This window comes from Flavobacterium collinsii (genome assembly GCF_946903285.1).
Classification (GTDB): Bacteria; Bacteroidota; Bacteroidia; order Flavobacteriales; family Flavobacteriaceae; genus Flavobacterium; species Flavobacterium collinsii.
The window spans coordinates 5,368,594-5,382,034 of the sequence record NZ_OX336425.1 but is presented as its reverse complement, the minus strand read 5'-3'; the positions used below and the strand labels follow the sequence as shown (position 1 = coordinate 5,382,034).

Here is a 13,441-nt window from a genome sequence, read left to right as displayed (position 1 = left end):
CGATTATATTTTAGAAAGATTGAATGATTGTGATAATTGTCCTGATACTGAAAGTAATTCGTAATATTTTTGAATTATTGTAGCTTTAGATACAGCAGTATTGATTTTGGCGCTTAATTGTTCAACGTCTGCCTCAACCAAATCATTAGTGTCTGATAAGCCATTGTCAAACTTATCTTTTACAAGTCTGTAATTTTCACTTGCCTGTTGAAGTGCTTCATCATAAACTACACTTTGATTTATAGCCAAATCATAGTCTTCAATAGATTTTTGAACTTCAACTTTAATACGATCCGTCATTACAGCCTCACTATTTTTAACTTCCAGAGCTTTGCTTTCAGCTACTCGTACATGAGCACTGTTTTTGTAAATTCCGGATAAGTCATAAGTTAAACCTAATCCAAAGTTCATGGCATATCTTACAGTTATAATGTCTTTTAGGTCCAGAGCTGTATAACCGCCAAGTAAGGCTAATGTAGGATAGTATGCTGCTTTTGCTACTTTGATATTTGATTCAGAAGCCTTTTGCTGTAAACGAATTGCTTCCAGATCTTTTCTGTTTTCAAGAGCTACTGCGTCTGATGTTGGCGCGTTGCTTGTTTTTAAGTTGAAAAAATCATTTTCATTGACCTGAAGTTTAGTATTAGGATCTAATTTTAATAAAGTGGTTAGATAGAAATTGATATTGTTAAGATTGTTAGTCGCTTCATCAATAGATAATTGTGTTTTTGAAACTAATAATTGAGACTTTAATAAATCATTTCTGGGAATAATTCCATTTTTTTCCAGTTCTGTAAAATCAGTAACACGTTGTTTCGCGCTTTTTTGATTTTCATTTAAAACATCCAGTGTTTTTTGAGCTTTATACAAAGCAGTGTAATAGGTAATTACTCTTAAAGCAACATCCTCTTTTGTTTTTGCGGCAGTAGCATTTTCTGCTTCGTATAAATTATCGTAAGCATCAATACTATTTTGAATCTTGAATCCTGCAAATAAAGGCAGACTTAAATTTGCCATTCCAAACATTGCTCTGTCCGGAGATGCCAAAGATGCATTTTCGCCTTGATTTGGCATACTAATCGACGCTTTTGTAAGGCGTTGGTATTGACCAGAAATTTTAATATCCGGGTATTGATTGTCTTTTACGGTTTTTAATTCGTATTTTTTCGTGTTTACCTTAGTATTGGCAAGCGTAACTTCGTTACTTTTTTCCCAAGCCATTTTAACGGCCTCGCCTAAGGTTAAACTTGTTTTTTCTTGTGCTTCAATTGATGAAATTCCGATAAAGAAAATCCCAAAGAGCATTAATTGATTAATTTTCATAAACAAGAAGAGCTTTTATAGTTTGTTGAATGTGCTTTGTAAGACTGGTTTTTATATAATTATTGTACAATTCTTCGGTATTTAAGTTCAATAATTCTTCAAAGAAAGGTTTGTTCATGTGAAAATGAAAAAAGGTTCCGATAATTGTTGGAGTGATGAGCGGAATGACAACATCTTTTCTGAAAACTCCTTTTTCCTGACCTTGTTTAATAATACTTTCAACAGATTTTAAATTTCCTTTTTTAAGTTCTGTGAAGGCAATAAAACTTTTTTCTCTTTTTTTTGCGTTTATTTCAAAATGTAAGACCCTGAAAATCCCTTTGTTACAGCTGATTCTCTGAATGTAAATTTCGATTAATTTATTGACTTTTTCAACAGGTTCTAAGTTTTCCTGTAATAAATTTTCGAGCTTTAACTTTAAATCAGAAGTCTTGTAAATGATTAAGGCTTCAAGTAATCTTTCTTTTGAACCAAAGTAATACGAAACCATGGCAATGTTAATCTTGGCATGTTTTGAGATATCCCGTATCGATGTACCTTCAAATCCTTTTTCAGAGAATAGCTTTTCGGCAACCTCAAGAATCTGAATTTTTTTATCGTTTAATTCGAAGTTTGACATGGTATTGTTTCTAATCGGGTACAAAATTAAACAAGCGTTTAAATTAAACGTTTGTTTAATTTTATTTTAACAAAATATTAACACAAAGCGATTTCGACAATTTTGCCACTAAATTTGATGTTTGGGAATAAAAAAAGCCTGAAAAAATAAGGTCTTTCAGGCTTTTGTTGAAAATTAATCTTTGGGTAATTTCACTGCTTTAAAAATTCCAGTATTAGAAAATAATCTAATATCGGTTTTATTCTTAGGAGTTAGTTCATATCGAATATTAGAAATAATCTCATTTTTTGGTGATAGTTTTAAATCTTCAATTGATATTGTGGAAATTACATTTGGACTTGTCGTCCCGATAAAAATATTTGTTTTTTTTAATTTTAAAATATCTAAATGCTCAGGTTCTAAACTTTTAACATCATTTAAATTATAAAAGAAAATACTGTCCTGAGATTCTTTAAATGTTTCAAATTTATATCTTTTATAACCTTGATTTCTACTTGTAAAACCATCATTTTGAAAAATTTTAGTTTTGATTTTAATCCCATTTTCTTCATCAACTTTAATTTCTAAAGGAAAAAAGATTTTGTTTGAAACTTCTTGATCATCAAGTTTTTTACAAATAACACCGAAAATATTTCGTTTTGTTGGAATGCTTTCAAAATATTGAAAAGGTAATGGTTTGACATTATCGATATCAAATACATCTGTTGAATCTAGAATAGCATAACCAAAAATATGAGAATCTCGACCTCCCCAAGCATCATATTTATAGATGACTTTTGAAGAATTTTCTATCTTTTGCATATATAACTCAGATAAATGCCAACTCCTGTCACAGCTTATGAAAATTAAGAGAATAAAAGGATATAATAAAGATTTAAAAACTTTCATCTTTTAATTATCTAATTTCCCCAACAAATTCTTCAATTTTCTTGCTTCCGCTTTCACTCAGATGTTTGATAAAAGCACTTCCGATAATAGCCCCTTTTGCAAATTTAGTAGCCTGATCGAATGTTTCTTTATTTGAAATTCCAAAACCAATAATTTGTGGGTTTTTAAGATTCATTTGGGCAATTCTTTCGAAATAGCTTTCCTGAATATTTCCAAAACCTGCCTGAGAACCTGTGACACTTGCAGAACTTACCATATAGATGAAGCCATTTGAAACACTGTCGATAAAACGAATGCGCTCGTCTGAAGTTTGTGGGGTAATCAAGAAGACATTGATTAAGCCGTATTTTTCGAAAATCGCTTTGTATTGGTCTGCGTAAACATCTACCGGTAAATCTGGAATAATTAACCCGTCGATACCAATTTCGGCACATTTTTTACAAAATTCTTCGATTCCGTATTGCAGCATCGGATTAAAATATCCCATTATAATCAACGGAATTTTTACGCTTTCGCGGATGTCCTTCAACTGGTCAAAAAGAATTTGAGTAGTCATTCCATTGTGAAGTGCCTGAGTAGAACTTGCCTGAATGGTTGGGCCATCGGCTAAAGGATCACTAAAAGGCAAACCAATTTCGATTAAATCGACACCATTTTTTTCTAAATCCTGAATGATTTGAACGGTGTCATTTAAGTTCGGATATCCGGCTGAGAAATAAATAGAAAGAATCTTTTTATCTTCTTTTAATTTTTGAGTTATTCTGTTCATTGTTTTTACTTTTTCTTCTAATAGATTTTGAAAGCCTCTTAGATAGGTTTAAATTTTATCTTACTATAGATTATTGGATTTTTGTTGGTTGTATTTCACGCAGATTTTGAGTGATTTAAGCCGATTTGCACATATTTTTTAAACTACTTTATGATTAGATCTTTTTTAGTCCTTGAAATCTGTAGCATTATTTTTTTATAATCTTACTTTTCCAAATATCATTTTGATTTTCTAACAATAATAATCCAGAATCTGAATCATTCATTTGCGCAATTAATTCTCCTTTGTTATTCCAAAATGCGCTTTGTCCTGCTGATGGAGATCCCCATGATTCACCGCTAAAATTAGACATTAGAACATTCATTTGATATTTCTGAGCATAAGCTTGTAAATCGCGATAAGCACTTGGAATTCCGTTTGGTGAAAAGAAAATACTGGCAATATAAATATCAGCCCCTCTTTTACACGCATTTTCGGGATGCAGCGGATTGTCAATATCAGCACAAATGGCAAAGGAAATCTTCTTGTTTTCGATAGTAAGCATTGGATTAAAATCGAAAGAAGACTGAAAAAACTGATCTTCCCCTTCATGCAAAAATTGCTTCGTATATATAGAAACAGAGTTGTCCGGGGCAATAATAAATTCTCCAATAAATAATTCTGATGCGATCTGAATTGGTGCGCCGGCAATGATAACAATATTATTTTCGACGGCTAATTTTTTTAAATGATCCAATCTTGAATCGTCAGCATTAAAAGCCAGTTTTTGAGCAAATTCTCTTTCGTAACCTGTGATCGACATTTCAGGAAAGGCAATTAATTGTGCCCCATTTTGAACGGCCAGATCTACAAGACGATAATGCTCTAATAGGTTTGAATCAATATCTCCCCGTAATGGTTTTGTTTGCGCTGCTGCTAGAATCATTCTTTGCGATTATTAGTTTTCGATGTAAATCCAGGCAACTACTCCTGAATTCAGGGTTACCTGAATTCTTTTATACGCATTAGATTCGAATAGATCTACTTTAGCCAAATCAGTACTCGAAATATTGAAAACAACACCGTGTATAGGGTCCGAAGGGGCTTCCGTTGGTACAACTACAACATAATCTGCCATTCCAAATTCTTCCTCTATTTGCAGGCTTTTTAGTTTGTGACCCAGCAGCTGATCCGGAGTACCAATTAATAATTTATTAAAGAGTCGCATCTGAATTTCTTTCGATCGTAATGTTCCGTAAGAGAATAACTTTTCCATGGTTGCTACTGTATTACAATTTAAAATACTCGATATAATTGTCTAAATCCTTGTCTCCACGGCCGGAAAGACTGATCACCACAATATCCGTTGGTTTAAATTTCTTCTGATCTAAAACAGCAAAGGCATGTGCGCTTTCTATTGCCGGAATAATTCCTTCTAATTTGGTAAGCTGTAAACCAGCATTCATCGCATCATCATCCGTAACGGAAAAGAATTCTCCGCGACCAGTTTGTGCCAGATGTGCATGCATAGGGCCAACTCCCGGATAATCAAGACCAGCAGAAATTGAATATGGTTCAGTGATTTGTCCGTCAGGAGTTTGCATTAAAAGAGTTTTACAACCATGAATAACCCCCACTTTTCCTAATTTACTGGTTGCGGCACTGTGACCACTATCGACCCCTTTTCCAGCTGCTTCTACCGCGATGATTCCAACTTCAGGTTCGTGTAGAAAGTGGTAATAGGTTCCGGCCGCATTACTTCCGCCACCAATACAAGCAACAACATAATCCGGGTTTTCACGTCCTTCTTTTTCTTTTAACTGCCATTTGATTTCTTCTGAAATAACACTTTGAAAACGGGTTACCATATCTGGGTAAGGATGTGGTCCAATTGCTGAACCAATAATGTAATGGGTATCTACCGGATTGTTAATCCAGTCACGAATCGCCTCATTGGTAGCATCTTTTAAAGTTTTGGAACCTGAAAGTGCCGGACGAACTTCGGCACCTAACATTTTCATACGTGCTACGTTTGGTGCCTGACGTGCAATGTCAATTTCACCCATGTATACAATACATTCCAATCCCATTAAAGCACATACTGTAGCGGTTGCCACACCATGCTGACCTGCGCCCGTTTCGGCAATGATTCTTTTTTTACCCAGACGTTTTGCAACTAAAATTTGTCCAATCGTGTTGTTGACTTTATGTGCTCCGGTGTGATTTAAATCCTCTCTTTTCAGATAAATTTTTGTATTGTATTTTTCCGATAAACGCTTGGCGAAATAAAGGGGACTGGGACGGCCTACGTAATCTTTTAGTAATTGATCAAACTCTGCCTTAAAATCAGGTTCGCTTGTTATTTTTAAGTAATTCTGACGCAATTCTTCGACATTCGGATATAACATTTCGGGAATGTAAGCCCCTCCAAATTCTCCGTAATATCCTTTTTCGTTAACATTATAGTTCATTGTATAGTTGTTTAGGGTTTAAAGTTGCAGGTTTTAGATTTTTCCGAAACTTTCTTAATAGACTTATATTTTTCAATCCAGGTTCTGTCTCAAATTTACTGTTTACATCAATAGCGTAAACAGGGATTTTGAGGTTTTTTATCGCAGGGATTTCTTCAATTCCAATACCACCGCTTAAGAAAATCGGTTTCTCAGATTTGTAATTTTCTAAAATTTTCCAGTCAAAAGTAGTCCCGTTTCCACCGGGTAATTTTCCTTTTGTATCGAACAAAAAGTAATCACATACACTTTCAAAAGGTGCTAAGACTTTAAAATCAAAATTTTCATCAATAGAGAATGTTTTTATGATTTCGATGGTAACATCAATTTTGGCATCAATTTTAGCTTTTAGTTCCTGACAAAATTCAACAGATTCTTTTCCATGTAACTGAACCGCTTGTAAATGATATTTGTCTGCTTTTGATATAATATTATCAACAGTTTCATCCACAAAAACGCCTGTCTTTTTTATGGTATGAATCAGTTCCGGAATTGTTCCGTCAAAATAGCGAACGGATTTTTCCCAGAAAATAAATCCCATATAGTCGGGTAGGAGCGCTCCTGTCTCGAGTATATTGTCGGGATATTTCATACCGCAGATTTTTAGTTTCATTTTTTTTATTTTTATGCTATAAGCAATAGGCATTAAGCTATAAGCTTTTGCTTTATGCCATATTATTTTTTATCGATTGGTTAGAGTTTAAGCAATAAGCTTTAGGCTTATAGCCTAAAGCTTACAGCCGTTTAATAAATTCAGTTGCTGCCTGCCCGGCATTGGTTGTTTTCATGAAGTTTTCTCCTATCAAAAAACCACTGTAACCATAAGGTCTTAATTCTGAAATGGCTTCAACAGATGAAATTCCGCTTTCTGAAACTTTAACAAAATCATTCGGAATCTGAGAAGCCAGTTCTTTGCTGAAATCCAGACTTACTTCGAAGGTTTTCAGGTTTCTGTTATTCACACCAATCATATCTAAACTTGGCATGATAGATTTTTCTAATTCTTCCTGATTGTGTACTTCCAGCAAAACTTCTAAACCTAATTGTTTTGCAAATTCTGATAAGGATTTGATTTCTTCGCGGGTTAAAACCGCTGCAATCAGTAAAATTAAATCGGCTCCGTACGCTTTGGCTTCCAAAATCTGATATTCATTGACGATAAACTCTTTTCGCAAAAGCGGAATATTTACACTAGCTCTTGCTAAAAGTAAATCGTCTAAAGAACCTCCGAAATATTTTCCGTCTGTTAAAACCGAAATCCCACAGGCACCTGCATTCTCATATCCTTTAACAACTTCTTCTACTGTGAAGCTATGATTGATTACAGACTTAGACGGCGAACGGCGTTTGTGCTCCGCAATTATTCCTGTCGAACTTGTCTTCAGTTTTTGACTTAGAGAAATCGTTTCTCTTCCAAAAAATACAGAAGCTTCCAATTGTGAAACGGGAATAATGGATTTTTTGAGAACGACTTCTCGTTTTTTATCAACTATTATTTTATCTAGAATGTTCATTGTTGTTATAATTTAAAAGATTGAAAAATTTAAAGATTGAAAAAACTGCTCTATAAATTAAGCATCTATTTTTGTATTTAAATATTTTATAAAATTTGATAAGTTCTGAGATATTTCAATACTTAAATCAAAACCTTTTTGAATTTCTGATTGATTACAAAAATTAAGTTCTCTTGATAATATCAGCATACTTCTTACTTCTGCACAACTTCCTTTGGAAATTTTTAAATATCTAATTAACTGTTTGTTGTTATTGTATTCAGATCCCTCAGCGATATTATTTGTGATTGAAACAACAGCTCTTTTTATTTGATCTTTAAAACCAAATTCTTTTTCAAAAGGTTTATTATTCATTAATTTAAAAATTAATTTAGCTAATTGGATACCTTTTTTATAGACTTCAAATTCTTCAAAAGATTTTGTCATAATTTTTTAATTTTTAAATCATTAAATCTTTTAATTTTTTTAGAACATTTAAAGCTTTCCCGGAAAACAAACTTTCTTTGGCCTGCTTAAAACCTTCCTGAGGAGAGCATTTGGTTACGGTTGAAATGGCCATTGCGGCATTTGCGCAAACCACATTATTCTGAGCCTCACTTCCTTTTCCGGAAATAATGCTGACAAACATATCCGCTGATTCTTCGATGGTTCTTCCTCCCTCAATTTCTCTTTGAGATAAAAGACGAACGTTGAAATCCTCCGGTTTCAGCATGCCTTCCATATCGCTTGTAATGATTTTTGTTGGACCGGTTAACGAGATTTCATCGTAACCGTCAAGTGAATGCAGGATGGTAAAATTAACATCTGTGTTTTGATATAAATAAGCATACATTCGGGCTAATTCTAAATTGAAAACACCAACCAGTTGATTTTTAGGAAACGATGGGTTTACCATTGGACCTAACATATTAAAGAAAGTTTTAACAGCCAGCTCTTTTCTGATTGGGCCAACGTTTTTCATAGCAGGGTGAAATAGGGGAGCGTGTAAAACACAAATTCCTGCCTGATCGATACATTTTTCTAAAAATGCAGGGTCATTACTGAATTTTATTCCCATTTTCTCCATAACGTTACTTGATCCCGAAATAGAGGAGACTCCATAATTTCCATGTTTTGCTACCTTTATTCCTGCTCCGGCCGCTACAAATGAAGCCAAAGTCGAAATGTTAAACGTATCTTTTCCGTCACCACCGGTTCCGCACAAATCGATGGCGTTATAGGCTGACAAATCAACGCGAATGCACAATTCTAATAAAGCTTCACGAAAGCCCGAAAGTTCATCAATGGTAATACTGCGCATCATAAACACGGTCAAAAATGCCGAGATCTGACTTGGATTGTAAGCCCCGCTTGAGATATTAATCAATACGTCTTTGGCTTCCTCTTTCGAAAGTACTTCGTGATTGATTAATTTATTTAGTATGTTTTTCATTTTTTTTTAAGTTGTTAAGGTTCTGAGGTACTAAGGTTCTAAGGTTTCACTGTGACTGAATGCCGCCACTGAATACTGTGACTGTGACTGACGACTTCTAACTCTTTATCCAATTCTCTAAAATCAGTTTTCCTTTTGGTGTCAAAACACTTTCGGGATGAAACTGAACACCTCTTACATCAAATGTTTTATGTCTTAGTGACATGATTTGTCCGTTTTCATCAACTGAAGTGGCTTCAAGAGCCTCTGGTAAATTGCTGTTGACTACCCAGGAATGGTATCTTCCTACTTCAAATTCATTTCCTAAGCCTTCAAACAAAAGCTCATCTGTAACTACTGTTTTTACATTTGTGGCAACGCCGTGATATACTTTGTCGAGGTTTGAAAGCGTTCCTCCAAAAACCTCCCCAATAGCCTGTTGTCCTAGGCAAACTCCTAGAATACTCTTTGTTGGAGCGTATTTTTGAATTACCGCTTTCAACAATCCCGCTTCATCCGGAATTCCAGGTCCTGGAGAAAGTAATATTTTATTAAAAGATGCTATTTCTTCAATATCAAACTCATCATTTCTATATACCGTAACTTCACAGTTTAAATCTTCCAGATAGTGTACTAAATTATAAGTGAAACTATCGTAATTGTCTATAACTAATATTTTTTTCATTTTTTTGAGGTTCTAAGTTGCTAAGTGACTAAGATTCTAAGTTTTTTGTGACTGAATACTGAGACTGGCAACTGATTTTTATTTATTTTTCCCGAACATACTTTTCAGTGATAATACGATCGATTCCTAATTTTTCTAATTTTTCGATTCCCTTCTGAATCAGAGTATCGTTTTTAATTTTTACAACAAACTCAAACTTATTGTTTTCCCATTGACGGTTATTGAAGTATTCCAGATTTTCGGTATAAATACTGTCTTTTAAAGTATATTTTCCACCTCCGCCAAAGAAAACTGCATTTGTTGAATCCTTACCGTTATTTAAATCATGATTGAAAAAAGCAAAATGGTTATCATTTATAATTTTAATCATTTTTGTTTTTGGATTGAAAGTCGAGAACGTAGAATCTTTTTCGGTGGTTTCAGCTGATATCAGACGCCAGGTTCCGCTTAAAGGAAGTGTGTTCGATTCTTTTTTAGCTTCACAGGAAGTAAATAATACAATGGCAATCAAAAATGGAATAATGTTCTTCATCGTTTTTTTAGGTTGTGTTTATGGTTGTTTTTCATTTTTGTTTCAAGTTTCAGGCTCTTTTTGTTTCAGGTTTTGTTTGTGTTCCAACAACGTGAAACCTGAAACCTGAAAAACATACTTATATTTTCTCCGCCATCTCTAAGGCTGTATTCAAGGCTCTAAGTTTATTGTAAACTTCCTGCATTTCGCTTTCTTCGTCAGAACTTGCTACAATTCCGGCACCGGCCTGACAGTGCAACTGGTGATTTTTACTCAGGAAAGTTCGAATCATAATAGCGTGATTGAAATTGCCTTCAAAATCCATAAAACCAATAGCGCCTCCGTAAAAATTACGATTGGTTTTTTCGTAATTTTCTATTAATTGCATCGCTCGGTGTTTTGGAGCACCACTTAATGTTCCTGCCGGGAAAGTGTCCGCAACTACCTGCATGGTTGTTGCTTTTTCATGTAAGTGCCCTGTTACTTTAGAAACCAGGTGAATGACGTGAGAGAAAAACTGAACTTCTCTATATTTTTCGACATGTACATCATGACCATTTCGGCTTAAATCATTTCTGGCTAAATCGACTAACATTACGTGTTCGCTGTTTTCTTTTTTATCTTCTGAAAGCTGCTTGGCCAGAACAGCATCTTGTTCGTCATTTCCGGTTCTTTTAAAAGTTCCGGCTATAGGGTGAATTTCTGCTTTTCTGTTTTTTACAATGATTTGTGCCTCAGGTGAAGATCCGAATATTTTGAAGTCACCATAATCAAAGAAAAATAAGTATGGAGATGGGTTTATACTACGTAAAGCGCGATATACATTGAATTCATCTCCTTTAAAACCTTGAGTAAAACGACGTGAAAGTACCAATTGAAAAACATCTCCACGGAAGCAGTGTTTTTTGGCTAAAGCTACATTGTGTTTGAATTCTTCGTCGGTTAAATTAGAGAAACCATCTCCTTCTTTGGTAAATTTATATGATGCAATATTTCTGGATTGTAACAATTGTTCGATTTCCGAAATGTTATTTCTTCCATCAACGCTATGACAAAAAATGTAGGCTTCATTTTTAAAGTGATTGATAGCAATAATGTTTTGATAAACGGCATAAAAAACGTCCGGAATTGAAGTTGCCTTGTCTTTTTTGGCAATCGAAACTTTCTCAAAATAACGAACGGCATCGTAAGAAATGTATCCGAATAAACCATTGTTGATGAATTTAAAGTCGTTTTTCTCTGACTGAAATTGGCTTGAGAATTCCTGAATTATTTCTGGAATATTCGTTGTACCGTTAATAGAAATTCGTTCTTTAGTTCCGTCAGGAAAAGTTTTTGAAATAGTTTCATTTTCAATTTTAATTGTTGCAATAGGGTTGCAGCAGATGTAAGAGAAACTATTGTCATTTCCGTGATAATCACTACTTTCCAGTAGTAAACTATTTGGGAATTTATCCCTGATTTTGAAATAAACACTTACTGGTGTAATGGTATCTGCCAGAATTTGTTTGTAGTGTGTGTTGAGTATAAATGGTTTCAAAGTATTTTGTGTATTAAATTTTTACTATATTTTTTTACTTATTTTTTGATCAAAAAAAAAGGCTTGTCGTGATGACAAGCCTTTTAGATTTATAGTTTACAATACCATAGGAAGCTCTGTTCACGACGTTTGACGTAAATTCTTCCACCACCAAGTATTGTTTGTTATTGATTTCATATCTTATATTGATTTCACAAATATATAAATGTAATTTGAATTACAATACATATAGAGTAAAGAAAAACTCTTTTAAATGATTAAAATTGTTAAATTTTATTGTGAATAAGTTTTTTTAATGTCTTAATTACCAATAGCTATGGTGTTGTTTACGTTCATTCTAAAGTCTGGATTTCCTTTGATATTGGGCGTTGCAAACAATTCGCTGTTTTTGATTTTGGTAAAATTAATATCAAAAAGAGGATTGCTGTAAAAACTTTGAATTGCAGGATTTGCGCCGCCGGCTTCACTTGTAATTCCGCCATTGCAATTGTTAACGATTAAGTTTTTGAAGGTAATTTTGGCTAAATTGACTTCTCCGTTTCCAATATTTCCTTCTAATAAAACAAAAGGAGTAAATCCGGAAACAATACTGTTGGTTAAGTTAAAAAAGCTATTTTCTCTAACATAAATCGATTCTCGCACAAGGCCCTGATTGTTTTCTTCCAGATTTACCAGAGTAATATTGTTTGCATTTATTTTGGTTAATTTTTTACTCATATCGGTATTTCCTATTTTGTCATAAGAGTCAACTTCGAAACATCTCGAGCCTGAAATATCTGATGAAAAGGGATGACGAATGGCTATACTGTTGTTGATGTTGATTTGCGCCCCTTGGGTAAAATCAAAATCGTCATCGGTAGTCCTGTAAGAAACCAGATTGTTCATATTTAAATCTCCTCCATAGCATTCGAAAGAATCATCATTGGAGTAACTAATCTGAATATTGCTTAAAATTGTTTTTCTCCCTACTCCGGCAAGCGAAAGTCCGTTAAGTTCTTTTGCAGCGCTTAGTTTTCTGCCGGAATATTCAATACGTACATATTTTAAAATTCCCGAGTTATCTTCGGCATCCTGACCTCCGTAATGGTTTAACATTGGTTCCAGATCAAAAGGAAGGACATGTATTCCTCCTAAGGTATTAATTGGAGCTTTTCCCAGAATGATGATTCCACCCCAGTCTCCCGGTTTTCTTTCTAAAATTTCTTTGTTGGAAGTAAAAACGATTGGATCTGTTTCGAGACCTTCGGCCACAATTTTTGATCCGTTGGTAATAACCAAAGTTCCGCATGTTTTGTCATCTCCTCTTATTACCGTACCGGGTTCTATCGATAGTACGGCGTTATTGGTTACATAAACAACTCCAATTAATTGATATGTATTGCGTTTAAGAAGTTTGGTGTCTTTATTGATGGTTCCTGCTATGATGTTTGTAGCTTCGCTATATTCGGTATTCGCAGGTTTAAAATTGGTCCAGTTGTTCATCCAGTTTGAGTTACCAAAAATTCCTTTAGGCTGCTGCTGTGCCTGTAGGAAAAAAGAACTTAGAAGAGTGATGATTGCAAGTTGTATTTTTGTTTTCATAACTATGATTTTGATTTCTAGTTTTTGATTTTTAATAAGTTCAAAAGTAGAAGGCCAATGTTAATCAAAGTCCTGAATGGTATTACGAAAGCGTTAGGGGAATATTATGAA

Annotated in this window: 15 protein-coding genes; all 15 read right to left on the bottom strand. The window is 34.1% G+C overall.

Annotated elements, in window-relative coordinates; genetic code table 11:
• Positions 1 to 3: 3 nt before the first annotated feature.
• Complete coding sequence (locus tag OGZ34_RS21560) at positions 4 to 1,323, bottom strand: TolC family protein (protein ID WP_173966368.1); 1,320 nt, start codon at positions 1,321 to 1,323, stop codon at positions 4 to 6.
• The gene (locus tag OGZ34_RS21555) at positions 1,313 to 1,942 is read right to left on the bottom strand and encodes a TetR/AcrR family transcriptional regulator (RefSeq protein ID WP_173966369.1); all 630 of its coding nucleotides are present in this window, start codon (positions 1,940 to 1,942) and stop codon (positions 1,313 to 1,315) included. Before OGZ34_RS21555 ends, OGZ34_RS21560 begins: the two co-directional genes overlap by 11 nt.
• 174 nt (positions 1,943 to 2,116) lie before the next feature.
• Positions 2,117 to 2,743, bottom strand: a complete 627-nt coding sequence (locus OGZ34_RS21550) for a hypothetical protein (RefSeq protein WP_173966370.1) — start codon at positions 2,741 to 2,743, stop codon at positions 2,117 to 2,119.
• Between the two features lie 94 nt (positions 2,744 to 2,837).
• On the bottom strand, positions 2,838 to 3,599 hold the full coding sequence (trpA, locus tag OGZ34_RS21545) for a tryptophan synthase subunit alpha (protein WP_263361703.1): 762 nt from the start codon (positions 3,597 to 3,599) through the stop codon (positions 2,838 to 2,840).
• Between the two features lie 187 nt (positions 3,600 to 3,786).
• Positions 3,787 to 4,524, bottom strand: coding sequence for a carbon-nitrogen hydrolase family protein (locus OGZ34_RS21540; RefSeq protein WP_263361702.1), 738 nt, complete (start codon positions 4,522 to 4,524; stop codon positions 3,787 to 3,789).
• A 12-nt stretch (positions 4,525 to 4,536) separates the two neighbouring features.
• The gene (locus OGZ34_RS21535; protein ID WP_263361701.1) at positions 4,537 to 4,854 is read right to left on the bottom strand and encodes a gamma-glutamylcyclotransferase family protein; all 318 of its coding nucleotides are present in this window, start codon (positions 4,852 to 4,854) and stop codon (positions 4,537 to 4,539) included.
• 13 nt (positions 4,855 to 4,867) lie between these two features.
• Positions 4,868 to 6,049 (bottom strand): tryptophan synthase subunit beta, encoded by a 1,182-nt coding sequence (gene trpB / locus OGZ34_RS21530; protein ID WP_263361700.1) that lies wholly within the window; start codon positions 6,047 to 6,049, stop codon positions 4,868 to 4,870.
• Entirely contained in the window at positions 6,039 to 6,701 is a 663-nt protein-coding gene (locus OGZ34_RS21525; protein ID WP_173966375.1) for a phosphoribosylanthranilate isomerase, read from the bottom strand. Before OGZ34_RS21525 ends, trpB begins: the two co-directional genes overlap by 11 nt.
• Positions 6,702 to 6,822: 121 nt before the next feature.
• Complete coding sequence (gene trpC / locus OGZ34_RS21520; protein ID WP_263361699.1) at positions 6,823 to 7,602, bottom strand: indole-3-glycerol phosphate synthase TrpC; 780 nt, start codon at positions 7,600 to 7,602, stop codon at positions 6,823 to 6,825.
• Between the two features lie 57 nt (positions 7,603 to 7,659).
• Complete coding sequence (locus OGZ34_RS21515; protein ID WP_263361698.1) at positions 7,660 to 8,028, bottom strand: four helix bundle protein; 369 nt, start codon at positions 8,026 to 8,028, stop codon at positions 7,660 to 7,662.
• 13 nt (positions 8,029 to 8,041) lie between these two features.
• Entirely contained in the window at positions 8,042 to 9,034 is a 993-nt protein-coding gene (gene trpD, locus OGZ34_RS21510) for an anthranilate phosphoribosyltransferase (protein ID WP_263361697.1), read from the bottom strand.
• Positions 9,035 to 9,131: 97 nt separating this feature from the next.
• Entirely contained in the window at positions 9,132 to 9,698 is a 567-nt protein-coding gene (locus tag OGZ34_RS21505) for an anthranilate synthase component II (protein WP_173966378.1), read from the bottom strand.
• Between the two features lie 82 nt (positions 9,699 to 9,780).
• On the bottom strand, positions 9,781 to 10,230 hold the full coding sequence (locus OGZ34_RS21500) for a hypothetical protein (protein ID WP_173966379.1): 450 nt from the start codon (positions 10,228 to 10,230) through the stop codon (positions 9,781 to 9,783).
• A gap of 118 nt (positions 10,231 to 10,348) precedes the next feature.
• Positions 10,349 to 11,749, bottom strand: coding sequence for an anthranilate synthase component I family protein (locus tag OGZ34_RS21495; RefSeq protein ID WP_173966380.1), 1,401 nt, complete (start codon positions 11,747 to 11,749; stop codon positions 10,349 to 10,351).
• Positions 11,750 to 12,049: 300 nt separating this feature from the next.
• Positions 12,050 to 13,330: a hypothetical protein gene (locus OGZ34_RS21490; RefSeq protein WP_263361696.1), complete on the bottom strand. Its 1,281-nt coding sequence runs from the start codon at positions 13,328 to 13,330 to the stop codon at positions 12,050 to 12,052.
• Between the last annotated feature and the right edge of the window lie 111 nt (positions 13,331 to 13,441).

Bases quoted from the DNA above. Each gene is read 5' to 3' on its own strand.
- OGZ34_RS21560 (WP_173966368.1), bottom strand. From the start codon at position 1,323: ATGAAAATTAATCAATTAATGCTCTTTGGGATTTTCTTTATCGGAATT.
- OGZ34_RS21555 (WP_173966369.1), bottom strand. From the start codon at position 1,942: ATGTCAAACTTCGAATTAAACGATAAAAAAATTCAGATTCTTGAGGTT.
- OGZ34_RS21550 (WP_173966370.1), bottom strand. From the start codon at position 2,743: ATGCAAAAGATAGAAAATTCTTCAAAAGTCATCTATAAATATGATGCT.
- trpA (WP_263361703.1), bottom strand. From the start codon at position 3,599: ATGAACAGAATAACTCAAAAATTAAAAGAAGATAAAAAGATTCTTTCT.
- OGZ34_RS21540 (WP_263361702.1), bottom strand. From the start codon at position 4,524: ATGATTCTAGCAGCAGCGCAAACAAAACCATTACGGGGAGATATTGAT.
- OGZ34_RS21535 (WP_263361701.1), bottom strand. From the start codon at position 4,854: ATGGAAAAGTTATTCTCTTACGGAACATTACGATCGAAAGAAATTCAG.
- trpB (WP_263361700.1), bottom strand. From the start codon at position 6,049: ATGAACTATAATGTTAACGAAAAAGGATATTACGGAGAATTTGGAGGG.
- OGZ34_RS21525 (WP_173966375.1), bottom strand. From the start codon at position 6,701: ATGAAACTAAAAATCTGCGGTATGAAATATCCCGACAATATACTCGAG.
- trpC (WP_263361699.1), bottom strand. From the start codon at position 7,602: ATGAACATTCTAGATAAAATAATAGTTGATAAAAAACGAGAAGTCGTT.
- OGZ34_RS21515 (WP_263361698.1), bottom strand. From the start codon at position 8,028: ATGACAAAATCTTTTGAAGAATTTGAAGTCTATAAAAAAGGTATCCAA.
- trpD (WP_263361697.1), bottom strand. From the start codon at position 9,034: ATGAAAAACATACTAAATAAATTAATCAATCACGAAGTACTTTCGAAA.
- OGZ34_RS21505 (WP_173966378.1), bottom strand. From the start codon at position 9,698: ATGAAAAAAATATTAGTTATAGACAATTACGATAGTTTCACTTATAAT.
- OGZ34_RS21500 (WP_173966379.1), bottom strand. From the start codon at position 10,230: ATGAAGAACATTATTCCATTTTTGATTGCCATTGTATTATTTACTTCC.
- OGZ34_RS21490 (WP_263361696.1), bottom strand. From the start codon at position 13,330: ATGAAAACAAAAATACAACTTGCAATCATCACTCTTCTAAGTTCTTTT.